Here is a 25,892-nt window from a genome sequence, read left to right on the forward strand (position 1 = left end):
AGAATAACTCTAAAACTCCTTAACAAAACTATTTGTTTTCTCTAATTAATTCTTCTATCTTACATTTACATCTACTAGCTCTACAATATCCTGTTCCTGCTTCAGTATCTAGCTGAACCTTTTCAAATGTATCTGCACCATCTTTTACTGACTTTATTATTATGTCTTTTTCTATTCCTTTGCATAAACAAACTAAATCCATTTCTACACCTCAATTTCTATAATCATTTCTATATATTATTTCTAAAATAAAACTTTTTATTATAGCTCGGTCTCATTATATAATAATTTTCTAATAAATAAAATATATTATTTAAAAATTATTATTATTTAATTTATTATCTTAGCTATTATAGGTATAGTAATTATGGATAACAAGGTTGTGATAAATACAACTATTGCTGAATATTCCTCTTCTTTATTAAAGTCAGCCGCAAATATTGAGGTCATAGCTGCTGCTGGCATGGCTTGTACGATTATTATAGTATTTATTATAGTACTATTATCATTTAGAACTTTTTTAATAATTAATAAACCTAAAGGAATTATTATAAGCTTTATTAATGATCCATAGTATATTGAAAACTCCTTAAATACATCTTTTATTTTTACCTTGGATAATATACTTCCCACTATTATCATTGAAATTGGTGCAGTCATATCTCCAACAATTTTAGTTGTATCTAGTAAAAATGCTGGCAACTTTATATTAAATAACATCATAGGAATGCCTAGATATACTGCTATTATTGCTGGATTCAATAAAACCTTTTTTATATTATCCTTTGACATTTTATCTGAAAAAATCATAACTCCATATGTCCATAAAGCTATTGTAAACACCATATTAAATATTGAGGTATAAACTACCCCTTCAGCTCCAAATATACTATTGATTATTGGGAAACCTATAAAGCCACAGTTTGAGAATACATTTGCAAAATGAAGAATCTTTTTCTTCTCACCCTTAAATGGAAATAAGAAAATATAAGATATAATGGCTCCAACTATCATAAAGGCTATACTATAAATAAATGATATTAAAACATTTCGTCCCATCCCCTCACTAAATTCAAAACTAAAGGAATTTATTACCAATAGTGGTAGTGTTATTTCTAATAATATTTTTCTTAGTCCTTTATTAACTTCTTCATTTATTATGCTTTTTCTTGTTCCATATGCCCCTATTAATATTATTAAGAATAAAGAGATTATTTTATTTAAAACTGTCATACTTTTCTCCTATAAATAAATCTTTTTATTTACATTATATACGGTTTATTGAATGAAGTTATATAGGAATTATTTTTTTATTAACTATCTCACTAAATATATTGATAAACTTACATTTTTTTGGTATTATAATGATATTGATTTTTCTGTATAGGGGAGTAGTTAACTCTAATTGTGTAAGAGTTACTAAGTCAACATATTGAACGTTGTTCTGGCTTAGTATTAAATAACGAGACTTATGCGTAGCTTTGCTGCGTATAAGTCTTTTTTTATTCGTTTATAATCCATAAAGAGGCAATAAAATCCTAAATATTATTTAGGATTTTGCAATAAATTCTATAATAAAGGAGTACATACAATGGGGTTTTTTTCAATTTTTATGACAGGAATAGGCTTATCTATGGATGCCTTTGCTGTTTCATTAGCTAAGGGGATTTGTTTAAAAGAAGATGAATTTAAATGCTCTTTTAGAGTTGCAGCATTCTTTGGCGGCTTCCAAGCCTTTATGCCTTTACTAGGCTGGTGGTTTGGCAGGTATTTTGAAAGCTATATAAAATCTTTTGATCATTGGATAGCTTTTATACTACTTGGAATTATAGGTGGAAAAATGTTAATAGAATCTATTAAAGAACTAAAAGCTGATAAAGATACAGAGCTAGCTACAGAATGTGAAAGAGATGAATTTTCTTATAAGAAACTAACTGTTTTAGCTATTGCAACTAGTATTGATGCTTTAGCAGTTGGGGTAAGCTTTGCATTTTTAAGTGTTAGTATTGTTCCCTCTATAACAATAATAGGAATAACTACTTTTGTATTAAGCTTTTTAGCAGTTTTTCTTGGCAAAAAACTTGGACAGTATGTTCAAAATTATGCAGAAATGATTGGTGGAGTCATTTTAATAGGCATAGGAATTAAAATACTAATTGAACACTTAATGTAAGGTTAGAAATAAAAAAATGAAAAGCAAAGAGGTTTTACCTCTAAAAACATAAATTTAACTTATGAGAAGCATTAAATGCTTAATGAAGTTGAATTTATCCATAACTAAACTTAGTATTAAAGCCCATCTTCTTAAGCTTACCTAAAGTAGATGGGCTTTAAATACTTAATTCAATCATAAATTTATCTGCAATTATTTTCTATGCAAATTATAAAATTTTTTTAATTCTAACTTGCGCTCATCTGTCAGTAATGTCTTTTTAACTCCTTGTAATGCACCCTCTAATGCTAGCAATCTGTTCATACATGCAGATTCATCAACTTCCTGTATTCTAAGCCATGCATTTTCAACTCCTAAGTGTTTCAATTCGTCATATGTAGTTACACCAACTTGATTCAATTGTCGCTCAATTTCATTACCTATGTTTGGTAACTTTGATAATTTACCCATTATATCACCTCACTAAATTCCTATTTCACTCTTATTTAAACTATTTACTTTTTACATTTTATCAATAAAAACTTCATTGGCGGTTTATCTTTATTATCACTATCTCTTTCTTCAATCTCATAAAATTCTACAAGTCCATATTCTTGAAACTCCTTTTTTATTGACTCAGAATCATAAAAAAAGATTTTTACTCCTGACATTGTTTCATAATAATTTTCATTAATTTTTCTACCTTTTCCAAACATAGGCGCCTTTTGGGAGATAGCCGTAAATATCATATATCCATCTTGTTTTAATTGTTTGTAACAATCACTAATAAACTTTTTTCTCTCACTTTCATTTAATAAATGAATAAGTGCATAGCTAAATATCCCTTCATAAAGCTTATTTTCAAAAGGCATATCTGCAACTGAACCATTATAAATATTAATATTAATACCATATTGTCTTGCCAAATCAATAGCTGTTTTTGAAATCTCGATTCCTGTAACATTTATATTATTATCAATAAACACCTTTGCATTTCTTCCGTAACCAATGCCTGGTATTAATATATCTTTTATATTATTTTCAACAAAAAAATCTTTTACCCTAATAGCTGATTCTGATGGTTCAAATCCCCACATCGTTTGCTTTTCTATAAAACTTTTTTCCCAAAACTCAGTCATATTTTATTCTCCTTTAAATATATTTTTTGCTTTATTATTTAATTAACCATATTATAGATTCGAATTGTCTATAATATGAATATGAAAATATTTTATATATTTTAAATTATTTCAAATATTTTTTTGTTTTTAAGGTATATTTTCATTACACCCTCTGCCTCTAATATAGCATTTTGAATTTTACATTCACTTTTTTCCTGCATTTCACAAGTGAATATGCTGCTATTTCCTTCTATTGCCTCAATAACATCTAAAAGTGAAATATCTTCTTTATTTTTATATAATATATATCCTCCATTTACACCTGGAGTTGATTGGATTATATCAGCTTTTACTAACTTGGTTAAAATTTTAGATAAATAGCTTGGAGATATATTAAAGTAATTCGCTAAAGGATATAAGCTTATATTTTTTCCATCATCATTTTTAATTATATATGCAACTATATGTAGTGCATAATTTGTAGCTTTAGTATATTTCACATCATTTCTCCTTAACTAATATTATATTATAGACTGTATTTATCTATAATATACTTAATCATATTTAGTGTCAATATAAATAATATTCTTAACTATAAAAATAGACTTAAGAATTATACAATTGCTTAAGTCTACTTTTTTTCATTTATCTATTAATATTTTTAATTATTTTTTAGAGCTTTATATAAAACTCTATATTTCTCTTTTTAATATTGGTACATAGATATCCATTACAGTATCTATAACTGGATGACACCTCTCATCATAATATTCGAAATCTAATTTTGTTTCATCAAATACATATCCGCTGTCTTTAAACCACTCTTCAAATATATATTTCCAAGTTTTTTTAATAACATTTGCAAAATCATTATTTCCAGCCTCAGTACTTGTATTAATAGGAGGCGTTGTAAATACAGCATAAGTTGCTTCTGGAACTTCCACTGTAATCATATCTTCAGCAATATCATCAAAATTATCAACTATAACTCCAAGCATATAAATTGCTTCTCCACTATTATTTCTTGATGGAATACATAAGCCCACTTCTCCATGTTTTGGTGGATTCAATATTTGATACATTTTACTCTCTAAATTTTCTCCATCATAATTAATCCAAAAAGAAGCTACATCTTTTGTATAGTTACCATTCGTTACATTAGTTTTAATACCATATCCTGCAACCTTGAATGCAGATTTTTCAATAATATTTGGTTTCATAAATCCTCCTCCGAATCCTATAATTGATTTTTCTCCAAAATTTTTATCCATATGCTTTAAATACTGTGTAGGACTAAACCCAAACTCTTTCTTAAATGCTTTAGAGAAACCGTTATGAGTTTGAAATCCGTATTCTAAAGCTATATCTATTATTTTCTTACCATTAAATAAATCTTTTGCTGCCAATGAAAGTCTTCTTTTTTTTACATATTCCATTAAAGTAATACCTTGATTAATGTTAAACACCCTTGAGAAATGGAATACAGAATATCCACACTCATTAGCTATTATTTCTGGTGATAATTCATTTTTAATATTCTTCTCAATGAATTCAATACATATTTCTATCGCATCATTATAATCCAAACTTTCACTCACCTTTCCCCACGTGGTAGTTATAGTATAACATCAAGAATAAATGAAAACTGTTCCTAATTTGCTGAAAATAATTAATCTATTCAGTAAAAATTTCTACAACATCAGGATCACAATGAGAGAAAAATGCACTTTCTGCTTTGTCTAATTTGACAATCTTATTCATATCATCCTCATCTAATTTAAAATCAAATATATCAAAATTCTGAATCATTCTTTCCTTATGCACAGACTTAGGAATAACAATAACATCTCTTTGAATTAAATATCTTAATGCGACTTGAGCTGTAGATTTATTATATTTATCCCCAACTTCCTTTAAAGTTTCATTTGTAAAGATATTATTTCTTCCTTCAGCTAAAGGTGCCCAAGATTCAATTTGGACCCCATATTTATCCATGATTTTTTTGGCCTTTACTTGCTGATTAAATGGATGTGTTTCAACCTGATTAATTGCTGGAACTACCTTATTAAACTTAATAAGATCTATTAATCTATCTGGATAAAAATTGCTTACTCCTATAGCTCTTATCTTACCCTCCTTATACATTTCCTCCATAGCTCTATACGTTCCATAATAATCATTGAAAGGTTCATGTATTAATACTAAATCTAAATATTTAAGTTGAAGCTTTTTAAGTGATTCTTCTATGGAAATCTTCGCCTTTTCATACCCAGCATTTGATATCCATACTTTAGTTGTAATAAATAATTCTTTTCTTTGAATCTTGCTCTTCTTAATTGCGCTTCCTACAGCTTCTTCATTACCATATGTCTGAGCTGTATCAATTGAACGGTACCCAACTTCAATTGCATCTAATACGCATCTCTCACATTCTTTCAAATCTTCAATTTGATAAACCCCATATCCTAAAATAGGCATTTTCACCCCATTATTTAAGGTTACATATTTCATATATTCCCCTCTTTCCATAAGCTATTATATATATTTATTACTACTATTTATTATTATTCTTTATACCTTATTTTAGTTTTCTTCATATTTAGGAGAATGCTTTTCATCCCCTTAAATCTACTTATCAAAATTATCAATTATAACACCAAGTAATTCAGTATCTTAATAAATTTGAGATTTAGACATATAAAGCATGATTGATAATATTCAGATCTTAAATTCCAGTTAAATTTCACAAAAAAATAAGCAGTAAAATTAATACAAATTCTACTACTTATGTATATTTTTTATTTTCCATATTATTATGATACTTAATTTACCATCTTTTAGTTCAGATGAAATTTCATGTCCCATCTGTTCCACTAATTCTTTTGTTATAGCAAGACCAATACCAGTGCTCTTGCCACTTCTAGTACGATCTGCTGTAAAAAACCTTTGAAATAAGCACTTTGAATCTTCTTCACTTAAGTTTTTAGCCTCATTTGTAAAAGTTGTAATTATATAATCATCTCTATGCTTTAAACTTATTGATACAAAGCTTTCTCCATACTTCAACGCATTTTGTATTAAATTAAATAATATCCTCTTTACAGCATTTTCATCTCCAATAATACTAGGTGCGTTTTCATCTATATCAATATAAGGCTCTATACCTTTATTGGTAAAATCATTATAAAATGAAGCTATTGAATCACAAATCAAATTAGATAGATTAATTAATTCGAAATTAAATTTATATTCCTTCCCTTCAAGTCTTGATAAATCATAGAAACTAGTTATTAACATCTGTAAAGATTTTGTTCTATCCTTTATTATATTCATATACTCGTTTTTCTCAAACTGGCTTATATTAGGATCCTCCATGAGCTGCAAATATCCCATTACTGATGTAAGAGGTGTTCTAAGATCATGTGATATATTGGAAATTGATTCTTTAAGTTCTAAATCCATCTTTCTGTAATTAACTTCTGTTTTCTGTTTTAAATCTATATTATTATTTATTTCTAAAATTAACCTCTCAACATTCTTATTTCCTGTCTTCAATAATACCCTTGAATTTGTTTTATTTTTATTTATATACCTAAGTTGATTCTCCACACTTTTTATTTCTTTTCTTAATAAGATGTAAAGTGTGACAACTATACTCAATATAATGGTAAGACAAATAACTATTATAAAAATCATATATGTCACACCTTTCTCTTTAATCTTTAGAATTAAATTTATAAATATCTATTTAATTTCTTTCTTCCTTAAATATAACATACTTAATCCTGTAAATACTACAGTGTATACAACTCCTACTAGTATTGCAGGTCCTATATTTTCAATAGTTAAAGGCTCACTAGCTAAAATATTTAACTTAGTAGAAATAAGGTAATTATTTAAATAGCTAAATTTCTCCCAAACAAGTAGTGATAATATAGCTATAATATTTTTAGTCATTAAGAATATTCCAAAATATACAAAAGCAGAAATATTGCTACTATTAAAAACTAATGATATAAATGTACCTATAGATATTGCTGCTATCCATAATACACTTGCCAGTGCAAATCTGATAAGAAATTCTGATAAGAAGTCACTTGGTCCCCCTAAAAATATTAAACCACTTATTGAAAATGCAGTTAATATAATAAATGCTGATAGCATTGAAAGAATAACTGCAGTAATAACCTTAGAAATAGCTATTGTATTTCTTGTAACTCCAAAAGATACTACATTTTTAAAGGTTTTATTTTTTTGCTCATCACTAGTTGCCATTTCAACAAATACTCCTACTAAATATATAGGAAGAGTAAATGCTTGAGTAGCTATATCAAGTACTAAATTAAAATTTTTATCTGGAATACTTGAAATCTTAAAAAGCACTGTAACTAATACTGACATTGCAGCTATTATTCCTGTATAAATCCAAAAATATTTTCTATTAAGATTCCTGTAAATATCTGCTCTTATATAATTAAGCATTATGTCCACCCCCAATTAAATTTATAAAGTAATTTTCTAGGTTTACTCCTTCTGAACTCATGGAGTATAACATAATATTATTATTTATAAGAACTTTAGACACCTTCTCCGGAACATTCATAAGATCATACAATTTTATTTCATTATCATTTAGAATTTCATATTCACTGCTTCCAAGTTCTCTCTCAATTATAGCAGCTGCTTTTGCTGTATCACTTACCTTTATAGCCAAGGCTTTTCTACACTTGTTACTTAGCTCCTCTGAAGATAATTGTTCTAAAAATACACCATTATGAATGAAGCCATAAGTAGTTGCAAGTTGAGAAAGTTCACTTAATATATGACTTGATATAAGTATTGTTGTATTTCTCTCTCTATTAATCTTTAATAATATCTCCCTAAATTCTACTATTCCAGTAGGATCAAGACCATTTATAGGCTCGTCTAAAATAAGTATATCTGGACTAGACATTATTGTAAGTGCTAATCCCAATCTTTGCTTCATACCTAGAGAGAAATTCTTGAATTTTTTATTTCCTGTATCATGTAACCCTACAATTTTAAGAGCATAATCTATGGAGTCTTTTTCTGCTATCCCTCTTTGAATCCTATAATATTCAAGATTCTTTTTTGCGGATAAATAAGGGAAAAAGCTAGGCGTTTCAATTATAGCTCCCGTTCTCATTCTTGATTTATTTAATCCTTGAGATGATGTTTCATTAAACAAATCAATTTCCCCACTAGATGGCATTGTAAGCCCACTTATCATTCTAAGAAGAGTTGTTTTTCCTGCTCCATTTTTCCCAACAAGTCCATATATATCTCCTTGTTTTATTTCCATATTAACATTATTTACTGCCAATTGATTATGATACTTCTTAGTTAAATTTTTTGTTTTAAGTATTGTATCCATAACTCAAATTTTCCTCCTTTTCTTGTATAACTATATATTAAAGTATAATCAACAAGATACCTTAAAGAAAAACTTAAGAAAGTATTAATTTTATTGACTTATCTTAAATCCAATTCCCCATACAGTATGAATATACTCATCATTAGGTTTGATTTTAGAAAGCTTTGAGCGCAGATTACTTATATGAACATTTATTGTATTATCGTCTCCTAAGAATTCCTCATTCCAAACATGTTCAAATAAATTTGACTTTGTAAATACCTTATTGGGATTAGCCATTAAAAGCTCTAATATACAAAACTCTCTTGCTGTAAGAATAACAGGCTTTCCATCTAAGGTAACTTCTACAGTATCTCTATTTAAAATTAAATCCTTATGTCTTAATATCCGATCTTTCTCCTTAGGCTTTGAAAATACCATATAGCGTCTTAATTGAGACTGAACCCTTGCTATGACCTCATTGGTATCAAAGGGTTTTGATATAAAATCATCTGCTCCAAGCCTAAGAGTTTCTACCTTAACATCTTGTTCAGCCTTTGCAGATATAACTATTATAGGCATTGTTTTTATTTTTCTTATATGTTTAATAATCTCCTCTCCACTTATTCCTGGTAACATTAAATCAAGCAGAATAAGATGATACTCATACTGCTCCATACACATTCTAGCCTCTGTTCCTGAATATGCAGATCTTATATTATATCCTTCTTTAATTAATATCTTAAATAGAAGATTATTTATATCTAAATCATCCTCTACAACTAATATATTTATATTATTATCCATAAAATTTCTTTAGTGATAAGATAAACTATATATCCTACACTAAATCTCCTCCCTTCTTTTTTTACCCCTATAAAATTATATAAATATTGTAGTGTATTTTATTATATCATTTATTATAATTTCTTATATATATCTATTAACTTATTCTTATACCTATATCACTGATTTCTTATTATTTTTTATACATTAAACATTTATACTAATACATTCATGAACTGTACGTGTATTGCTATTTTATAATTTTATCTGTTATGATTAAATTTTAACCTCATTTATTTATGGTACGGTTCATAATTCTTAATCGTGGCAACCGTAGATATAGCCCTTTTTTTATTTTTGAGAAGCGTATAGGAATCTACAGTAGCCAATTTCAGCGGCATTCTTCATAAGTTCAACATTTAACCATGCTACAAGTTCATAAAAAGGCCTATCTGTAAATGGCCATTTAGTTCTTTCAGTAGAAATAAAATCTTCATCAGATAAAGAAGTCAATGTTCTCATCCACTCTTCACGGAGTTCATATATTTTTTTCTTAACATCTATAATATTACCAGGCCAATTTATATAATTCCTAGTTAAAGTTCCTTCTCCAAAAGAATGATCTAAGACCATTGACCACCAATAAATTATATGCCAAGTAACCCAAGCAATACTTGCTGGTCCAATACTATACTCTTCTGTTTCTGGCCAATCTGCACACCATACTCCTGAATTCTTATAAACATGAAGTCCATTTGAAGCAGGTCTCCAAATACATTCTTCATCTTCAATATTCGTAAGATGAAACTCTAACAATTGCCATGATATATCAAACTGAAACTTTAAAGTATTTTTAATTGTATTAGTTGAATCTTTAATATCTATAGAATTCATGGTAACCCTCCTAATTATAGTCAATGAAATATTAAATAAATATGTTTCACTTATCTAATTTCTATCCAATCACTTAATTTATTATAAACCTTAAATCCTCTCTTTTTATACATTTCATAAGCAATGTCATTCTTTTCTATTACTGTTAAGCAAATTTCTTCTACTTCCTTTTCATTTAAGTATTGTATTGCTGTTTCTAATAATTTTTTACCATAGCCTTTTCCCCTATACTCTTTTATTAATCCTATATCGAAAAAGCCTTTATTTCCTTCAATACTGGTATTTAAAAAACCTATGCTTTCACCTTTATCTATTATAATAAAATGATCTTCATTGTCATTTTTATTTTCTAAATATCCTTCTGCTTCTTCAATTTCTATATAGGTTCCATGAGGCATATCCATAAAAGACTTATTATATACATCAACATATTCCTTAATATTTTTCTTTGATAATTTAATTTTATATAATACATCATTTTCTTTCTCTCTATTATTTAAAATCATATTAAAGGATGAATAACTTCTTTCTAACCCAATTTCTTGTGCTAGGTTAAGTAAATCCTTATCTCTTATTCCAAGTAGAACTTTATTTGCTTTGTATTTATTAGCTAATTCTAATGAACTGTGAATTAGTTTATTTAATATTTCTTTATTATCCTTTTGACAAATTACTTTATTAATATAAATAGTTTTTAATTTATCTACAACCTCTAATATTACTGATAACTTACCTGCTATTTTATCTTTATGAAAATAAAATAATACACCTTCCCCATAATTAGAAATCTTACCCTTAAGATCTTTTTCAATTTCATATAATGATAATTTAGTATTTTCATTATTTTTTATATACTCTAATGCTGAAATTCTTTCATTATTATTTAATTCTAAAATATTCTTTATCATTATTCCTTCACCCAATATTCACTACAATCTTTAGATCTATACAAAAATCCATATTGAATTAAAGCTCTTCTTATTGTTGCATAGTCTTCATATATTCTTTTTAATACCCTATTTATTTCTTTTTCAGAATATATCTTTCCAACATTAAAGTTTTTAGTTATTTCTTCTAATATTATGATTTTTTTCTTTTCTCTAGCTGGATAACTCTTTAATGCACCATTTTCATCTACATAAGTTTCTATTACTTTAATTTTTTCTTCCTTAGTTATATTAAATCTATCATCTAAGGTTGTTGCCCCTTTGTGTGCATCACAAATAACATCTTCTTCCAGCATGTTTATATCTTTATTTGTATTTTTAGCAAGTAAATTCATAGTGGCTAAAAATAACTTAGCTTGCTTTTCTTTTTCTCTTAATTTATACCTATGATTTCTAATAGTAGAATTTGCAATACCCAATTTTGATGCTATTTCTTTATCGTTAAGTCCTAAAGCTATTAATTCAATTATTGCTTTTTGAGATGATGATATTCCTGTATAAAGGGAGTTCATACTCAGTAAATAACCTAACATAGAATTGTGTTTTTCTTTTACATGAAGCTGCGCAGCCTTTTTAGCATCATATAAATTATCACCTATCTCGTATATTCTGCCTTTAATAAATACTTCTTCACATACTATACATTTTATATATTCTTCAGTTTCTACAAATCCATTTTCTATTTCATCTATAGAAGCTCTCCAAAAAAACTCATTATCCATTATTATACCTCCATAATATTTCATTTATTAAATTTTACAACAATTTATTGTTTTTGTCTACAAATTCATAGACTTTATTGCGTTTGGTTTGTTATTATATAAAATTAGGAGCTGTGATAACAGCTCCTAATTTAAAAATATATTTATTTTTAAGTTTTACACTTTTCATTATTAATTTTATATTGTAGCAAAGCTTCTATTTTAATTTATATTCATATCCTTCTTTTTATAAATAACACTAGCAATAACTAATGATATTACTATCAGCAAAAATCCTATTATTATAAACTTCGCTTCAAATCCATCCTTTATTATATTTGATGGAATTACCCATTCATATGGAGAAAAGTATTTTATAAATGAAAATTCTTCTTTTAGTTTAGATAAAATACCTAGTATATATGTCATAAAAAACAAACTTACTCCTATACTAGTTGCAGCTTTTCCCTTTCTTAAAATTGTTGATACAGCTATTCCAATTGCCATAAATATATATCCTAAAAATGCCATTCCAATAAACATACTTTTTATATTTATTGAAAGATCTATCATATTTACTTCAGTTGGCTTAACTGTAATAGATATACCTACAGTAACAGCTACAACAATAACTAAAAATACAAGAAGATATATAACTCTTGATAATATCTTACTCCAAAGAATTTTATTTCTTGATACTGGCTTAGAATACAAAAATTCTATTGTCCCTTCGCTTTCTTCTTCAATTATAGAGTTAACCCCTAGCATTGCACCATAAATACCAAAAGCCATTGCAACATATTGAAGACAATATGCAAGAAAATCATTTATGTTACTAAAATCAGTGGTACTTGAAAAATTAAAGGCTTCTAGAATAGCTGGTGGAAGTGAATCTAATTTGGCACCTACTAACTCCTTCATTCCCATATCCTTCATGCTTGGAAATAATGCCATAAATAAAACTATAATTGCAGAAGTTCCTATACTCCAATATATTAATGATTTTATATTTCTTTTAAATTCAAATTTAAATATATTCATTATTTATTCTCTCCTTCATAATAATTTAAAAAGGCTTCTTCTAATTTAACTTCTTCAATTAGCAACTTATCCAAATTATATTTAGCTAATAAATTTATTAGCTCATTTATATTGCCTTTATAAATAAACTCAATTTCTTCATTAACATATTTAAAGCTTTCACTTATACCTTCAATTTCTTTCATATCCATATTGATAGATTTTAGAGTTATTCTTTTACCTAAATCTCTATCCATATTATTTAAATCTAGTATATCTATTATTTCCCCTTCTTTTATAACTGCAACTCTATCACAAAACTTTTCTATTTCAGATAGATTATGTGATGATAAAAATATGGTTTTACCTTTTGCTTTTTCCTTTAATAATATATTAAATAGTTTTTGTTGAATTAATGGATCTAAGCCATTTGTTGGCTCATCTAAAATTACTATTTTAGGATTACTTAAAAGCGCTTGAACTATAGCTACCTTCTTTTTATTTCCAAGGCTAAGCTCTTCAATTTTTTTATCTAGTTCAACTTCTAATTCATTACAAAGTTCATTTAAATACCTTTTATCACAATAATCAAAAAATGAAATTGCATAATTCAATATATCTTTTACTTTAACTTCTGAGTAATATTTTACTTCACTTGGCACATAACTTGTAAATTCCTTAATAAGTTTACTTTCACTAACAATATCTTTTCCTAATATCTTAGCACTTCCTGATGTAGGAAAAATAAAATTAAGCAATGTCTTTATAGTTGTAGATTTACCTGCTCCATTTGGACCTATAAATCCATATATCTCTCCTTCTCTAATTTCTAAGTTCACATTTTTTATTCCCCTGTTTTTTCCGTAACTTTTAGTCAAATTGTTTATTTTAATAGCTTCCATATTTACCACCCCACTATAAATTTTCTTTATATTTTATTAATTTATCATTAAACCTTTCCCCTGTTAATTTTTTATACGCATAAAAGTTTATTGTTACTAGCATAAAATAGCCTGTATATATCATAAAGAATATGCTATTAGATATTCCCCATAACTCTGTCCAATTAAAGTAATTAATAAAAATATTTAAAATACTTAAAAGTATTAAATAGTGTGCTACTACTTTAATTTTTATTGATACCTTAGATAAAAATTTTTCACTATATAAAATAAATTGAATTATACTAATTATTAATGCTAATGAAATAAATTCCCATAGTAATCCTAAAGGCATTATTTTATTTCCAATAAAAAGACTTACTACCCCATAGGTCAATATTATCATCATAAAAAATAATCCAGTTAATGATTTTAATTCATATCCCATATTATAAAAATCCTTCATTATTTCGTCTCCTTTTAATAATCTAATTTTGCTTTAAGTATAGGAACATATTGTCTTGAAACTATTAATTTTTCTTTATTTTCAAGTAGAACTTCAATACGTCCCCCCATTATAGGATTTATTACTGAAATTTTAGAGATATTTATTATTGTTGATTTAGACGCTCTAAAAAAATGATATGTAGAAAACTTTTCTTCAATTTCATAAAGCCTTAAATTGCTTTCATAAATATCTTTTTTAGTGTACATAAATGTTTTCTTATCTACAGATTCAAAATACAATATATTATCTGGTTTTATAATATAAACCTTATTATCTTTAAGTCCTGTAATAACATTTTCCTCTTCTTTTAATTTAGAAAGTATATTAATTACATCCTCGTTTATACTTTTACAATTTATAATTACTTCGATTTCATTATTATTTTCATCTTCATTAATTATTACTTTCATAATAACTCTCCTTAGACTTTTATAATCTCATACTACTACTTTTAATAAATATATCAATAATATTATCCTAAGATGCATTATTTTAATACCAAGATGTAATATTTTGCGAAGCAGTTTATAAATTTTAAGTATTAATAATTAGTAAATTATATATACTAAACTATAGAAAAATTATTATTGGGAGGTATAAGATGCATAATAAATATAATGATCTTTTTGATACTCTAGTGCGCTCTTATTACAAAGGAAATTTTGATGAAACTCTTTCTAAAATTATGGTATGTCATGAAGTTTCACCTCAGGAAACCTTCAAAATTATTACATCACTTTGTGGAGTATCTTTAGAATTTGATAATAATTACGTTTATAACTTAAAAAAAGCCATTACAAACTATAGTGTAAATAAAAGATTTATTGAAAAACTTGATAGTTGTAATATTAATTGTAAACAAGATGAAAATAATAAATTCAAATGTCAATCTAGTTGTCCATTTGATGCAATATCATATGATGATTCTAATAAATCTACATATATAAATTATGATTTATGCGTTGGTTGTGGATTATGTATTGATTCTTGTAAGGATGGTAAGTTCTTAGATAAAATTGACTTTCTTCCAATACTAGATTTATTAAAAAATAATAAAACTGTAATTGCTGCTGTTGCTCCTGCTATTATTGGACAATTTGGAGAAAATGTTACTATGGATCAATTGCGTGCTGCTTTTATAAAGATAGGATTTAGTGATATGATTGAAGTCGCTTTTGCAGCTGATATGATAACAATTAAAGAGGCTGTTGAATTTAATCATCATGTTAATGGACCTAATGATTTAATGATAACTTCTTGTTGTTGCCCTATGTGGGTTGGTATGTTGAAAAAAGTTTATAAGGAGCTAGTTCCAGACTTATCTCCATCTGTTTCTCCTATGGTTGGTGCTGGAAGAGTAATAAAGAAATTAAATCCACATGCTAAAGTTGTGTTTATTGGTCCTTGTATAGCAAAAAAGGCTGAAGCTAAAGAACCTGATCTATCTAAAGATATTGATTTTGTGTTAACTTTTCAAGAATTAGATAATATATTTAAATCTCTTGAAATCAAACTTGATAAACTTCAGGGGATTCCTTCAAAAGACTATGCGTCAAGAGGTGGAAGATTATATGCGCGTACAGGTGGGGTTTCTATAGCTGTGGGGGAAGCTGTTGCAGAGCTATATCCTAAGAAATCAAAACTATTTAAATCTGTTAAAGCTGAAGGAGTTAGAGAATGTAAAGACATTTTAAATAAAGCCTTAAGTGGTGAAATAGAAGCAAATTTCATAGAAGGAATGGGTTGTGTTGGAGGATGCGTTGGAGGTCCTAAAGCCCTTATACCTAAAGAACAAGGTAAAATCGCTGTAGATTCCTTTGCATATAATTCTCCTATAAAAATAGCTACTCATAGTGATACTATGGATACAGTATTAGAAAAGCTCAACATTCATTCATTAAAGGATTTTGAAGATGATTCTAAAACTGAAATATTCCATAGGGATTTTCATTAAAAGATATAATTCTTATAATAAATTATTAATTATATTTTGTTTTATAGCTTTTATTAAAAAATGGAGAATATATAATTCAAAAATTACATATTCTCCATTTTAAATTTTAATTACTTATTATTCTTCCCACTTCTTTAAGTTAGGATTATGATCCAATATTGAATTATACTGATTTAGTATTCCATATCTTCCATTTGGATCTAATGTCATATACCTATTATATTTTTCTATTCTATCCTCTAATCTGGACCAACCATAATGTTTTAATCTTAAATCGCTAATACTATATGCTAAGTTATTACAATTATATGGCATTCTTCCACAATGCTGAGGAGTTTCTCTAAATAAATAATTATAATTTTCTTGATATCTTATCATAAATAATCTATAGGTATTATGAGCATTCCATAGGCTATCTTCTCTGTAATGATCTTCATCCCAAAAATCATATAATCTAAACATATATCCATCAACTTCAGTATTTCTCATAAGATCTTTAACTTTATATTCAAATTTATCTTCAAATATCTCATCTGCATCTAAAAATACTATCCAATCTGGATTAGTTTTTATTGTTTCAATCCATTGTTGTTTTCTTAAAGTTACCTCATTACTAAATTTTGAAGTTTTATTTTCTATTAAAACATATGGTATATTCTTTAATACATCATTTATTATTTCAATGGTATTATCCGTACTACCATCATCTATAATAACTGCATTGTCTATATACTGTATTGCTTCCTCTAATACTTTTCTTAAGAATCTCTTCCCTTCATTTTTTACTACCATTGATAAGGTTAACTTATTATTTTCTTCCTTTACTTTTCTTATAAGAGGCTTTACTAATGGTTCAATTTCCTTTTCAATTATCCATTTAGCAATTTTATAGTTGTCCTCTTCATCCTTTTGTAATACACATTTTCCTTGTTTCTCTTTATGATAGCTATATCCATTTTTATATCCTTCTTCGTTATATATAACTTTAACAACAATTTCATTAAAATTATTAGTAAATGAGATTTGATAGTTAACTATATTTAATTTATTAGTTATCTTTTCTTCTAATATAATTTTTCTCATATTTTCCAGTTTATTTTTTAACCTTTGCCTTTCATCATGTGTAAAATACTTGAGATATCCTACTGGTAGCTCTTTTTTATAACTATAATCACTAATACCTTGAAGTGCTACCTTAATAACTTCTCTTGCTTTATAACTATTAATTTGAAAATCCTTATTTTTATTATTTAATTTATATGAGGCTACTTTTAATAAATCCTCACTTCTATATATATGATGAGCTGGATAATAGGTATCAACATATAATTGAATTCCTAGAACTGCTGCTCTTACGCAAAAATGCCTATCTTCTCCCCAAAAAGAAATATTATAAATCTTATTAAAATTTACTCCCTTATTTAAAGCTGATTTATATATTAATGTACATGCACCTAAGCCTCCAACCTTATAAGTCCCAGGTTTCTTTAACATTTCTAAGAACTCTGATGATTTTTTTAAAGTTTCTGCTTCAGTAAGTCCTACTCCACCTTCACTATCATATAAAGTATATGTGTCTTTTAACCATACTTGAGGTTGCTCATATGAATCTGGTTGCCACTTTGTCCAAAATATATTAGAAATTATCTCTTTATTTAATGATACTAATCTTTTCAAAGTATTAGGATGTAATATTAAATCTGAATCTATAAGAAAAAGATAATCAAAATTTTCTTTTATAGCTCTCTGTATTATAATATTTTTAAACTTCGATACTTTTTCTATTAATTCATTAGACCATCTATGAGTATAGTCATCGCAAATGTATAAGGATGTATTATTATTTTTTAATATAGTAACCTTTTTTTCTTCTTCTTTAAATTTCGCTAATATTAAAGAGGATTCCATTATACTATTGTCATCTATGAAACAATATTGAATATCTAATTCATCTTTTTTTAATTCTTTCAATGAAATTAAAAACTCTCTTAATATATCAGGTTTTTGATGAATCGGACTTCCTACCAAAACTTTAATCATAAGTTTCCTCCAATTTCTTAATCTAAATAATATACTTATACTTATCATATTATGCTTATTTTTAATAAAATAACCTCTAATAAGTAAATTTAAGTAGAAATAGCCAATATTATCTAGTTTTCTATTATTAGCAGATTTCATTTATTATCATATTGTATAGTGAAACAACTTTTATTGGAGGTAAATTTTCTTTGGGTACTTTAAGCGTTTGTATTATAGCTAAAAATGAAGAAGAAAATCTAGTTAGATGTCTTAAAAGCGTACAGAACATTGCTGATGAAATAATTTTAATTGATACCGGATCTATTGATAATACAATTAATATATCCAATGAATTTAATGCTAAAGTAATACACTTTTTATGGAATAATGACTTTAGCGCTGCAAAAAACAAAGCCTTAGAAGTTGCCTCTAAGGATTGGATTTTATGCATTGATTGTGATGAGGCATTAGATATTACTCAAATTATTAAGTTAAAAAATATATTAAATAATTCTTCTCATCTTGGCTTTAGATTACAACTTATAAACATAATTGATAATAAACCCTATAAAGGTGAATATTTACTTAGGATTATAAAAAATAACTCTGGTTTTTATTTTTCTGGAAAAATTAATGAAAGTCTTAAAAATTCTATATATAAAGATTCTTATATTAATAAAGTTTTGAATTCAGAGATGCTTTTATATAACTTTGGATATGACTATAATAAAAAATCTTTAATGAAGCGTTGCAATAGAAATCTTTCTATTTACCTTTCTTTTGATAATTATAAAAAAGACTATTTATATTATTACAATATTGCTAATGAATACTTTCTTTTAAAGAATTATACTAAAGCTATTGATAACTATATTAAAGCTCTTGATTTAAGTAGTAATTATTTTATAGAAAGCTATATGAGTTTTTTAATTGTAAAAACTTATTATAAAATGAATAACTTTAAGGAAGCAATATTTATTGGAGAAAGCTTATCAATTAAATATAATGCTTTTAGAGAAATTTATCTACTTTTAAGCATATGCTATGAAAAAATAGATGATTTAGATAAATCGAAGAACTATTTAAAAACTTACTTAAGTTTATACTCTAAGGGGCCTCCTTACTGTTTTAGACTAGACTATATAAATATGAATAATATAATTCCAGAAATGTTTGGTTTTAAATTAGATGATTTAGAAAACTTAATTTAAAAATGTTAAAAGGAGGATAAGTATTGCTACTTTCCTCCTTGTTACATTCATTAATAAAATAATATAGGTTTTTAGTGGAACCATTTAAAGTTTAAAATATAGATTATTGCATGATAATATAATTATTAGATTATTCTTCTCTTTTTTTCATTAATATTTGTTCTAATACATTAAGTCTAGTTTTCCCTAAAATTTGTTTTGGTTTTTTAGCTATCTCATTATCTTTATAAAATTTAACCTTATTACATTCTACAACTTTGAATATTTTTTCTTCTAAAGCTTCATCCTCTATGTTGCCTTCAAAATAATCATCTATGTAATCTCTTAAGGCATAACTAAGTTCCTCTTGATTTTTATAATATAATCTAATTCCACCCTTATTCAAGAATATTATCCTCCCTAAAATCTACTTTTATAATATGTTTATGATAAAAAATCTACTTTTAAAATATATTTTATACTAAAAATATCCTATATACAATATGTATTAAAATTATTAATTTTTATTTAATTAATTAAGTGTATATATTATTCATATTATAAAGTTTTACATATATGTTTCAATTAATAATCTACCTCATTACAATCTTATAAAATTAAAAGTTAATAAGTTTATTTAAGTAAAATAGCAGAATTGAAAGCATATAGTTTTTAATTTTTTATATAAGTTGCTGAAATACTGACTTTACTTAAATAATATCAACCTCAAAGATACTTTAAGTTAAATGTAGAATATTTATTTCAACTTAGTATAAATATACTTTATACCATATAGTTCTTAAGATAGTTGAGAAAATTTATCAATTATTTTTTCAAATACTATTGACTTCTTATTAAATAATAATTATTATTAATACATAGTAATTTTTAAAACATGAGGAGGAAAAATTTATGTCATTAATAGGAAAAAATTTAGAAGACTTTAAAGTTCAAGCTTACCACAATGGTAACTTTAAGGAAGTATCAAAGGAAGATGTTTTAGGAAACTGGGGAATATTCTTTTTCTATCCAGCAGATTTCACATTTGTTTGCCCAACTGAATTAGGAGATTTAGCAGATCATTATGATAGCTTTAAGGAAATAGGAGCTGAAATTTATTCAGTATCTGAAGATACACACTTTGTTCATAAGGCATGGGCTGATACAACAGAAACAATTGGAAAGATTAAATATCCAATGTTAGCTGACCCTACTGGAAAATTGGCAAGAATGTTCGAAGTTCTTATTGAAGAAGAAGGTCTTGCATTAAGAGGAACATTTATAGTTGATCCTGATGGTATAATACAAGCTTATGAAGTTCATCAAAATGGAATTGGAAGAAATGCTGAAGAATTATTAAGAAAAGTTCAAGCTGCTCAATTCGTGAGAGAACATGGTGATCAAGTTTGTCCAGCAAACTGGACTCCAGGTGAAGAAACTTTAGTACCAAGCTTAGACTTAGTTGGTAAACTTTAATATAAAACATAAGAGGAGTTAATCGCTCCTCATTATATATCAAGCATATATTAAAAAATTAGCGAGGCAACTCGCTATTTTTTTAATAAACTAATTGATAATAATTATTATCTAATAATACAATTGGAATCTTAAGGAGGAATTTATGAATAAAATATATGATCTAATAATAATTGGCGGAGGCCCTGCTGGCTTATCTGCAGGTTTATATGCTGGTAGAGCAAGACTTAATACTTTAATAATAGAAAAAGAACATACTGGTGGTCAAATTAATAGTACTGCTGAAATTGTAAACTATCCTGGCGTTGTAAAGACAACTGGTCCTAATCTAACATCAGACATGAGAACTCAAGCTGAAAATTTTGGTGTTAAATTCCAAACAGCAGACGTGCTTGATGTTGATTTTAATGGAGAGGTCAAAACCATCAAAACAAATAATGGAGAACTTCAAGGTAGAGCTGTAATTATAGCTACAGGTGCTTCACCAAGAAAACTTGGTTTCCCAGGTGAAATAGAATATGGTGGTAGAGGTGTTGCTTATTGTGCTACTTGTGATGGAGAATTCTTTAATAATTTAGAGGTTCTTGTAATTGGGGCAGGTTATGCTGCTGCTGAAGAAGCCATTTATTTAACTAGATTTGCTAAAAAGGTAATTATAATAGCTAGAGAACCTGAATTTACTTGTGCTAAATCTATAGGAGATAAAGTAAAAGCTAATCCAAAGATTGAAATAAGATTTAATACAGAAGTTTTAGAGGCAGTTGGTGATGATGTTTTAAGATCTGTGAAGCTTATTAATAATGTTACTAATGAAAAGTCTGAATACTTCCCACCTAAAGAAGATGGAACATTTGGTATATTTGTATTTGTAGGATATGAACCACAAACTAAGATCTTCAAAGACAAAATTGAAATGGATAGATACGGATATATCTTAACAAATGAAAATATGGAAACTAATATTAAGGGTGTATATGCTGCGGGTGATTTAAGACCTAAGCTATTAAGACAAGTTGTAACAGCAGTTGCAGACGGTGCTATTGCGGCAACGGATGCTGAAAGATATGTGGCTTCTGAAAAAGAGAGACTTGGAATAGTTGAAGAAAAAGTTATTGAAGAAAAAGTAGAAGTTAAGAAAGAAGGGCCTACTAGTAATAAAGCTTTATCTGGAAGAAGTAAATTATTAAATGATACCTTAAGAAATCAATTAAAAGGCATATTAGCTAAGATAGAAAATAATATTTCATTAGTTTCAATAGTTGATGAAAATAATTCTAAATCACTAGAATTAAGAGATTTAGTTTTAGATATATGTGATTTAAGTGATAAAGTATCGTCTATAATCTATAAAAAAGGTGAAAATACTGAAATGGAAGATAAAGTTCATGCAGATAAATATCCTATAGTTGCTCTACTAGATAAAAACGGTAATTATAGTGGTGTTAAGTTCCATGGAGTACCTGGAGGTCATGAATTAAATTCATTTATCCTAGCTATTTATAACTTAGCTGGTCCAGGTCAAGAATTAAATGAAGGTATATTAAATGAAATTAAATCTATAGATAATCGAATAAATATTAAGGTTGCAGTATCTCTTTCTTGCCATGTTTGCCCTGAAGTTGTAACTGCAGCTCAAAGGATAGCTATAGAAAATCCTAATATTGAAACAGAAATGCTAGATTTATCAAACTTTAAAGACATCAAAGATAAACATAAAATTATGAGTGTTCCTGCACTAATAATAAATGATTCTAAAGTATATTTTGGTGGTAAGAAACTTGAAGATATAGTAAAATTACTTAAATAATATCATAAAAAGAGGGAATTCAAATTTGAATTCCCTCTTTATTATTTCTTCTAACATCAAAGCTACTTATATACTATCTTAATTTAAGATTTTAAATAATTATATTAACTAAGCTTTTAAAGCTTTATTTTCTTTTCTTTTTTCAGTTTCATCAACTACTAAGGCTGCAACTGCAGACCCTGTAACATTAGTTGCTGTTCTCATCATGTCAATTATAGCATCTACAGCCATTACCATAGCCATTCCTTCTATAGGTAATCCTAAAGTTGATAAAACAACTGTTGTTGACATAGTTGCTGCACCTGGAACCCCTGCTATACCTATTGATGATACAATTGTTGTTAATACTATTAAGAAATAGTGATACATTGTCATATCAACATTAAATACATTTGCTACAAATATTGCAACTATTGCTGGATATATTCCTCCACAAGCATTCATTCCTATTGTTGATCCAAGTGGAGCAACAAAACTTGCTATATTTTCAGAAACTTTTGCATTTTCTACTAAGCTCTTTATTGTTACAGGTAAAGTTCCATAACTACTTTGACTTGTAAAAGCTACAACTTGAGCTGGGAAAATATCTTTGAAGAACTTCAATGGATTCTTTCTTGCAATAAATGATATTAAAGGAGTATGAACTAATAATATTTGTAATATACAAGCTATATATACTGCTAAAATAACATTAATTAATGATTTTATTGTATCCATTCCATTTGATGCTGCTGCTACTGCAATTAGTGCAAACACCCCAAACGGTATAAATTGTAATACCATTCTTGTTATACTTAAAACTAATTCATAAGTTGATAATATAAAATCTTTAAATGGTTTAATCTTCTCAGGATTTTTATTATCTTCAATTACTAAAGCTATAGCTATAAAAAGTGAAAATATAACTATTGGAATAACTTGATTGTTTACTATTGATGCTACTGGGTTAGATGGTAAAAAGTCTAATATTACTTTTGTAAAAGCTGGTATTTCTTTTGCTTTAAATCCTTCTACAGCAGCAAAGTTTATTCCTTGTCCTAGATTAAATACTTTTGCCATAACTATACCTATTATTGATGCAACCCCTGTTGTACCAAGCAATATTGCTAAAGTTTTAATACCTATTGTTTTTAAAGTATCTAAATTTTTAAGTCTAATTATACTAGTTATTATTGATACCATAACTAATGGAACTACTATCATTTTAATTAATGATATATATCCCTTACCTAGAACTTCAATAAACTTTATATCTGACTTGAATATTGCTCCAAGTATTAAACCTAATGTTAAAGCTGTTAATGTTGAATAAGAAAACTTTCCAGTTTTTGATTTTACTAAATAAATTACATATAGTGCTGCTATTGATAATATGATAGCTAATATTAAATTAATATTCATTTTAATTCCTCCTAGTATTTAAATTAAATTATTAGATTAATAAATTTTATTTGCTGGCCTGCAAACTTTCTTAAGATAATTTCTTAAATATTGTATTCTTAGATTTTATCTAACTGTTCTTTAGAGATTAACTATATCAAAAGTAATCTTTAATAAATTTATACTCCCCATATTATGTCCTTTTATTAAACATTTTAGAGATAGTACAAATAAAAAAACCTACCACCACTGTAAATACAGAGGCAGAAGGTAAACTTCCACGGTCCCACTCTGATTAGATATATAATTATAATATATCCATCTCTTTCAGGTACAATAATACCTTGTCTCTATAATGGGAGAACCCATAAAACCCTATTAAAAATTTCGGATTTTAAACTCTAAGGTGCACTTCATTAATAAAATAGTAGACTATCTCAGCAAATTAGCCTTCTCTGTAAAAATTTATATTAATTACTTTTCCTCTTCATTGTCTTTAATCATATCGGATTACTATGATTAAATTATATTTTATATTTTCCTCATTGTCAATATAAAATATAGCTTATTTTTATTACAATTTTAACCATAAATTTAAAGGAGCCATCTTGCGAAAGCTCCTTGAGTAATTTTATTTATCAATATATAAATCCACATTTTTAGATGTTATTTTTGTATGTCCTACTTTTATATACTTATTATCTTGAATACCTTCCACTTCTTCTATATTATGTCCTGTAGATAATGCCATTGCAATGTCAAAAATAGCTTTGGCTTGTGCCTTAGAATCACTTATTACAGTTCCAGCCATCTCCCCCTTTTTTACAGAGTCCATAGCTTCTTTTATGCCATCTATTCCAACAACAAGTGGTTTTTGAGTAAATACATTATTAGCATTAATTGCATGTATTGCTCCCAGTGCCATTTCATCATTATTGCTAAATACAACTTCAATATTATCCCCAAATTCTTTAATCCATTGATTCATCTTAGTTATTCCTTGATCGCTTTGCCAATTTGCACTATCATCTGCCAACTTTTCTAATTCTATTCCTCTTTCGGTGATTGATTTTATACAGTATTCTGTTCTTATTAGAGAGTCCTGATGTCCTGGTTCACCTTCGAGCATAACATATTGAATTTTATTGTCTTTGTTTTTATCTATTAAAACCTTTTTAGATATCCATTCATCTACAATTATATCAGCTTGTAATCGTGCTGATTGTTCTGCTTGAGCACCTACATAATATAACTTATCCCATCTACTCATATCTTCTTCTACTGGTTCTCTATTAAAGAATATTATGGGTATATCGGCTGATTTTGATTTATCTATTATTGTTGATGCTGCTGTTCTATCAACTAAATTAACACATATAACATCATAATCTTGATTTATAAATCTATCTACTTGATTTCCTTGATTTATTGTGCTCCCCTTAGCATCAACAAAATCAAGTATAACTTTAGTTCTATCATTATTTTCATTCTCTTTTGCTATTTCCTCTAAACTTTTAGTAATCGTTGATATAAAAGTATCATCTTGTCTATATAGTGTTACCCCTATCTTTATCTCTTTCTTAGATTTAATATTACTATCTTCATTGCAGCCTATAATAAGAGTAGATATTAGAATTAAACTAAACATATTAATTAAATTTTTCCCCTTCTTCACCTTG

27 protein-coding genes and 1 other annotated feature are annotated in these 25,892 nt (G+C 26.8%); of the genes, 5 read left to right on the forward strand and 22 right to left on the reverse strand.

The window, feature by feature from the left end; genetic code table 11:
• Nucleotides 1–28 precede the first annotated feature (28 nt).
• Nucleotides 29–202: a (2Fe-2S)-binding protein gene (locus tag ABDZ60_RS14520; RefSeq protein WP_016206116.1), complete on the reverse strand. Its 174-nt coding sequence runs from the start codon at nucleotides 200–202 to the stop codon at nucleotides 29–31.
• 128 nt (nucleotides 203–330) lie between these two features.
• Nucleotides 331–1,233 (reverse strand): AEC family transporter, encoded by a 903-nt coding sequence (locus tag ABDZ60_RS14525; RefSeq protein ID WP_343779017.1) that lies wholly within the window; start codon nucleotides 1,231–1,233, stop codon nucleotides 331–333.
• A 358-nt stretch (nucleotides 1,234–1,591) separates the two neighbouring features.
• Here ABDZ60_RS14525 and ABDZ60_RS14530 point away from each other — a divergent pair, with 358 nt between their 5' ends.
• Nucleotides 1,592–2,173 carry a manganese efflux pump MntP gene (locus tag ABDZ60_RS14530; protein ID WP_343779019.1) on the forward strand — a complete coding sequence of 194 codons (582 nt, stop codon included), beginning with the start codon at nucleotides 1,592–1,594 and terminating at the stop codon, nucleotides 2,171–2,173.
• A 192-nt stretch (nucleotides 2,174–2,365) separates the two neighbouring features.
• Here the strand turns inward: ABDZ60_RS14530 and ABDZ60_RS14535 are convergent, their stop codons facing one another.
• The 16 genes from ABDZ60_RS14535 to ABDZ60_RS14610 all read right to left on the reverse strand — a co-directional run bounded on the left by ABDZ60_RS14535 (nucleotide 2,366) and on the right by ABDZ60_RS14610 (nucleotide 14,794).
• The gene (locus ABDZ60_RS14535; protein ID WP_343779021.1) at nucleotides 2,366–2,623 is read right to left on the reverse strand and encodes a TfoX/Sxy family protein; all 258 of its coding nucleotides are present in this window, start codon (nucleotides 2,621–2,623) and stop codon (nucleotides 2,366–2,368) included.
• Between the two features lie 44 nt (nucleotides 2,624–2,667).
• A complete protein-coding gene (locus ABDZ60_RS14540; RefSeq protein WP_343779023.1) occupies nucleotides 2,668–3,291 on the reverse strand; it encodes a class I SAM-dependent methyltransferase in 624 nt (207 codons plus the stop codon).
• A 101-nt stretch (nucleotides 3,292–3,392) separates the two neighbouring features.
• Nucleotides 3,393–3,773 carry an RrF2 family transcriptional regulator gene (locus ABDZ60_RS14545; protein ID WP_047001037.1) on the reverse strand — a complete coding sequence of 127 codons (381 nt, stop codon included), beginning with the start codon at nucleotides 3,771–3,773 and terminating at the stop codon, nucleotides 3,393–3,395.
• 192 nt (nucleotides 3,774–3,965) lie between these two features.
• Nucleotides 3,966–4,859, reverse strand: coding sequence for an AraC family transcriptional regulator (locus tag ABDZ60_RS14550; protein WP_343779025.1), 894 nt, complete (start codon nucleotides 4,857–4,859; stop codon nucleotides 3,966–3,968).
• 88 nt (nucleotides 4,860–4,947) lie between these two features.
• Nucleotides 4,948–5,784 (reverse strand): aldo/keto reductase, encoded by an 837-nt coding sequence (locus tag ABDZ60_RS14555; protein ID WP_343779027.1) that lies wholly within the window; start codon nucleotides 5,782–5,784, stop codon nucleotides 4,948–4,950.
• Nucleotides 5,785–6,054: 270 nt separating this feature from the next.
• Nucleotides 6,055–6,969, reverse strand: a complete 915-nt coding sequence (locus ABDZ60_RS14560) for a sensor histidine kinase (protein ID WP_016206123.1) — start codon at nucleotides 6,967–6,969, stop codon at nucleotides 6,055–6,057.
• Between the two features lie 48 nt (nucleotides 6,970–7,017).
• Nucleotides 7,018–7,755: an ABC transporter permease gene (locus ABDZ60_RS14565; protein WP_343779030.1), complete on the reverse strand. Its 738-nt coding sequence runs from the start codon at nucleotides 7,753–7,755 to the stop codon at nucleotides 7,018–7,020.
• Nucleotides 7,748–8,668 (reverse strand): ATP-binding cassette domain-containing protein, encoded by a 921-nt coding sequence (locus tag ABDZ60_RS14570; protein WP_343779032.1) that lies wholly within the window; start codon nucleotides 8,666–8,668, stop codon nucleotides 7,748–7,750. Before ABDZ60_RS14570 ends, ABDZ60_RS14565 begins: the two co-directional genes overlap by 8 nt.
• Nucleotides 8,669–8,758: 90 nt before the next feature.
• Complete coding sequence (locus ABDZ60_RS14575; protein ID WP_343779034.1) at nucleotides 8,759–9,454, reverse strand: response regulator transcription factor; 696 nt, start codon at nucleotides 9,452–9,454, stop codon at nucleotides 8,759–8,761.
• Nucleotides 9,455–9,784: 330 nt separating this feature from the next.
• Nucleotides 9,785–10,327 (reverse strand): DinB family protein, encoded by a 543-nt coding sequence (locus ABDZ60_RS14580; protein ID WP_343779036.1) that lies wholly within the window; start codon nucleotides 10,325–10,327, stop codon nucleotides 9,785–9,787.
• Between the two features lie 50 nt (nucleotides 10,328–10,377).
• Nucleotides 10,378–11,235, reverse strand: coding sequence for a GNAT family N-acetyltransferase (locus tag ABDZ60_RS14585; RefSeq protein ID WP_343779038.1), 858 nt, complete (start codon nucleotides 11,233–11,235; stop codon nucleotides 10,378–10,380).
• A complete protein-coding gene (locus tag ABDZ60_RS14590; protein WP_343779040.1) occupies nucleotides 11,235–11,996 on the reverse strand; it encodes a DUF2087 domain-containing protein in 762 nt (253 codons plus the stop codon). Before ABDZ60_RS14590 ends, ABDZ60_RS14585 begins: the two co-directional genes overlap by 1 nt.
• Before the next feature lie 201 nt (nucleotides 11,997–12,197).
• The gene (locus tag ABDZ60_RS14595; RefSeq protein ID WP_343779043.1) at nucleotides 12,198–13,016 is read right to left on the reverse strand and encodes an ABC transporter permease subunit; all 819 of its coding nucleotides are present in this window, start codon (nucleotides 13,014–13,016) and stop codon (nucleotides 12,198–12,200) included.
• A complete protein-coding gene (locus ABDZ60_RS14600; RefSeq protein WP_343779045.1) occupies nucleotides 13,016–13,897 on the reverse strand; it encodes an ABC transporter ATP-binding protein in 882 nt (293 codons plus the stop codon). The genes ABDZ60_RS14595 and ABDZ60_RS14600 overlap by 1 nt, the downstream gene beginning before the upstream one ends.
• 13 nt (nucleotides 13,898–13,910) lie before the next feature.
• On the reverse strand, nucleotides 13,911–14,342 hold the full coding sequence (locus tag ABDZ60_RS14605; RefSeq protein WP_343779047.1) for a DUF3021 domain-containing protein: 432 nt from the start codon (nucleotides 14,340–14,342) through the stop codon (nucleotides 13,911–13,913).
• Nucleotides 14,343–14,356: 14 nt separating this feature from the next.
• Entirely contained in the window at nucleotides 14,357–14,794 is a 438-nt protein-coding gene (locus ABDZ60_RS14610; RefSeq protein ID WP_047001028.1) for a LytTR family DNA-binding domain-containing protein, read from the reverse strand.
• 191 nt (nucleotides 14,795–14,985) lie between these two features.
• Between ABDZ60_RS14610 and ABDZ60_RS14615 the strand changes: the two genes are divergently transcribed.
• Nucleotides 14,986–16,338, forward strand: coding sequence for a [Fe-Fe] hydrogenase large subunit C-terminal domain-containing protein (locus ABDZ60_RS14615; RefSeq protein ID WP_343779049.1), 1,353 nt, complete (start codon nucleotides 14,986–14,988; stop codon nucleotides 16,336–16,338).
• A 117-nt stretch (nucleotides 16,339–16,455) separates the two neighbouring features.
• Here ABDZ60_RS14615 and ABDZ60_RS14620 read toward each other — a convergent pair whose 3' ends face one another.
• A complete protein-coding gene (locus ABDZ60_RS14620) occupies nucleotides 16,456–18,378 on the reverse strand; it encodes a glycosyltransferase (protein WP_343779051.1) in 1,923 nt (640 codons plus the stop codon).
• A 191-nt stretch (nucleotides 18,379–18,569) separates the two neighbouring features.
• Between ABDZ60_RS14620 and ABDZ60_RS14625 the strand changes: the two genes are divergently transcribed.
• A complete protein-coding gene (locus ABDZ60_RS14625; protein ID WP_343779053.1) occupies nucleotides 18,570–19,571 on the forward strand; it encodes a tetratricopeptide repeat-containing glycosyltransferase family 2 protein in 1,002 nt (333 codons plus the stop codon).
• Between the two features lie 130 nt (nucleotides 19,572–19,701).
• On the opposite strand, the gene ABDZ60_RS14630 is transcribed toward ABDZ60_RS14625, so the two are convergent.
• On the reverse strand, nucleotides 19,702–19,956 hold the full coding sequence (locus tag ABDZ60_RS14630; RefSeq protein WP_016206141.1) for a TIGR04540 family protein: 255 nt from the start codon (nucleotides 19,954–19,956) through the stop codon (nucleotides 19,702–19,704).
• Nucleotides 19,957–20,462: 506 nt separating this feature from the next.
• On the opposite strand from ABDZ60_RS14630, the gene ahpC reads away from it, so the two are divergent.
• Nucleotides 20,463–21,026, forward strand: a complete 564-nt coding sequence (gene ahpC / locus ABDZ60_RS14635; protein WP_016206142.1) for an alkyl hydroperoxide reductase subunit C — start codon at nucleotides 20,463–20,465, stop codon at nucleotides 21,024–21,026.
• A 145-nt stretch (nucleotides 21,027–21,171) separates the two neighbouring features.
• Nucleotides 21,172–22,833, forward strand: a complete 1,662-nt coding sequence (gene trxB / locus ABDZ60_RS14640) for a thioredoxin-disulfide reductase (protein ID WP_343779055.1) — start codon at nucleotides 21,172–21,174, stop codon at nucleotides 22,831–22,833.
• A gap of 108 nt (nucleotides 22,834–22,941) precedes the next feature.
• Here trxB and ABDZ60_RS14645 read toward each other — a convergent pair whose 3' ends face one another.
• Nucleotides 22,942–24,234, reverse strand: a complete 1,293-nt coding sequence (locus ABDZ60_RS14645) for a dicarboxylate/amino acid:cation symporter (protein WP_343779057.1) — start codon at nucleotides 24,232–24,234, stop codon at nucleotides 22,942–22,944.
• 235 nt (nucleotides 24,235–24,469) lie between these two features.
• Nucleotides 24,470–24,713 (reverse strand) — a binding site (T-box leader).
• A gap of 131 nt (nucleotides 24,714–24,844) precedes the next feature.
• Nucleotides 24,845–25,888 carry a galactose ABC transporter substrate-binding protein gene (locus ABDZ60_RS14650; RefSeq protein WP_343779059.1) on the reverse strand — a complete coding sequence of 348 codons (1,044 nt, stop codon included), beginning with the start codon at nucleotides 25,886–25,888 and terminating at the stop codon, nucleotides 24,845–24,847.
• Between the last annotated feature and the right edge of the window lie 4 nt (nucleotides 25,889–25,892).

It is taken from the genome of Clostridium sartagoforme (assembly GCF_039521405.1).
In the GTDB taxonomy this organism is placed as follows: domain Bacteria; phylum Bacillota; class Clostridia; order Clostridiales; family Clostridiaceae; genus Clostridium; species Clostridium sartagoforme.

Bases quoted from the DNA above. Each gene is read 5' to 3' on its own strand.
- ABDZ60_RS14540 (WP_343779023.1), bottom strand. From the start codon at position 3,291: ATGACTGAGTTTTGGGAAAAAAGTTTTATAGAAAAGCAAACGATGTGG.
- ABDZ60_RS14620 (WP_343779051.1), bottom strand. From the start codon at position 18,378: ATGATTAAAGTTTTGGTAGGAAGTCCGATTCATCAAAAACCTGATATA.
- ABDZ60_RS14530 (WP_343779019.1), top strand. From the start codon at position 1,592: ATGGGGTTTTTTTCAATTTTTATGACAGGAATAGGCTTATCTATGGAT.
- ABDZ60_RS14595 (WP_343779043.1), bottom strand. From the start codon at position 13,016: ATGAATATATTTAAATTTGAATTTAAAAGAAATATAAAATCATTAATA.
- ABDZ60_RS14645 (WP_343779057.1), bottom strand. From the start codon at position 24,234: ATGAATATTAATTTAATATTAGCTATCATATTATCAATAGCAGCACTA.
- ABDZ60_RS14520 (WP_016206116.1), bottom strand. From the start codon at position 202: ATGGATTTAGTTTGTTTATGCAAAGGAATAGAAAAAGACATAATAATA.
- ABDZ60_RS14605 (WP_343779047.1), bottom strand. From the start codon at position 14,342: ATGAAGGATTTTTATAATATGGGATATGAATTAAAATCATTAACTGGA.
- ABDZ60_RS14575 (WP_343779034.1), bottom strand. From the start codon at position 9,454: ATGGATAATAATATAAATATATTAGTTGTAGAGGATGATTTAGATATA.
- ABDZ60_RS14570 (WP_343779032.1), bottom strand. From the start codon at position 8,668: ATGGATACAATACTTAAAACAAAAAATTTAACTAAGAAGTATCATAAT.
- trxB (WP_343779055.1), top strand. From the start codon at position 21,172: ATGAATAAAATATATGATCTAATAATAATTGGCGGAGGCCCTGCTGGC.
- ABDZ60_RS14610 (WP_047001028.1), bottom strand. From the start codon at position 14,794: ATGAAAGTAATAATTAATGAAGATGAAAATAATAATGAAATCGAAGTA.
- ahpC (WP_016206142.1), top strand. From the start codon at position 20,463: ATGTCATTAATAGGAAAAAATTTAGAAGACTTTAAAGTTCAAGCTTAC.
- ABDZ60_RS14555 (WP_343779027.1), bottom strand. From the start codon at position 5,784: ATGAAATATGTAACCTTAAATAATGGGGTGAAAATGCCTATTTTAGGA.
- ABDZ60_RS14560 (WP_016206123.1), bottom strand. From the start codon at position 6,969: ATGATTTTTATAATAGTTATTTGTCTTACCATTATATTGAGTATAGTT.
- ABDZ60_RS14565 (WP_343779030.1), bottom strand. From the start codon at position 7,755: ATGCTTAATTATATAAGAGCAGATATTTACAGGAATCTTAATAGAAAA.
- ABDZ60_RS14615 (WP_343779049.1), top strand. From the start codon at position 14,986: ATGCATAATAAATATAATGATCTTTTTGATACTCTAGTGCGCTCTTAT.
- ABDZ60_RS14585 (WP_343779038.1), bottom strand. From the start codon at position 11,235: ATGATAAAGAATATTTTAGAATTAAATAATAATGAAAGAATTTCAGCA.
- ABDZ60_RS14600 (WP_343779045.1), bottom strand. From the start codon at position 13,897: ATGGAAGCTATTAAAATAAACAATTTGACTAAAAGTTACGGAAAAAAC.
- ABDZ60_RS14535 (WP_343779021.1), bottom strand. From the start codon at position 2,623: ATGGGTAAATTATCAAAGTTACCAAACATAGGTAATGAAATTGAGCGA.
- ABDZ60_RS14580 (WP_343779036.1), bottom strand. From the start codon at position 10,327: ATGAATTCTATAGATATTAAAGATTCAACTAATACAATTAAAAATACT.
- ABDZ60_RS14525 (WP_343779017.1), bottom strand. From the start codon at position 1,233: ATGACAGTTTTAAATAAAATAATCTCTTTATTCTTAATAATATTAATA.
- ABDZ60_RS14590 (WP_343779040.1), bottom strand. From the start codon at position 11,996: ATGGATAATGAGTTTTTTTGGAGAGCTTCTATAGATGAAATAGAAAAT.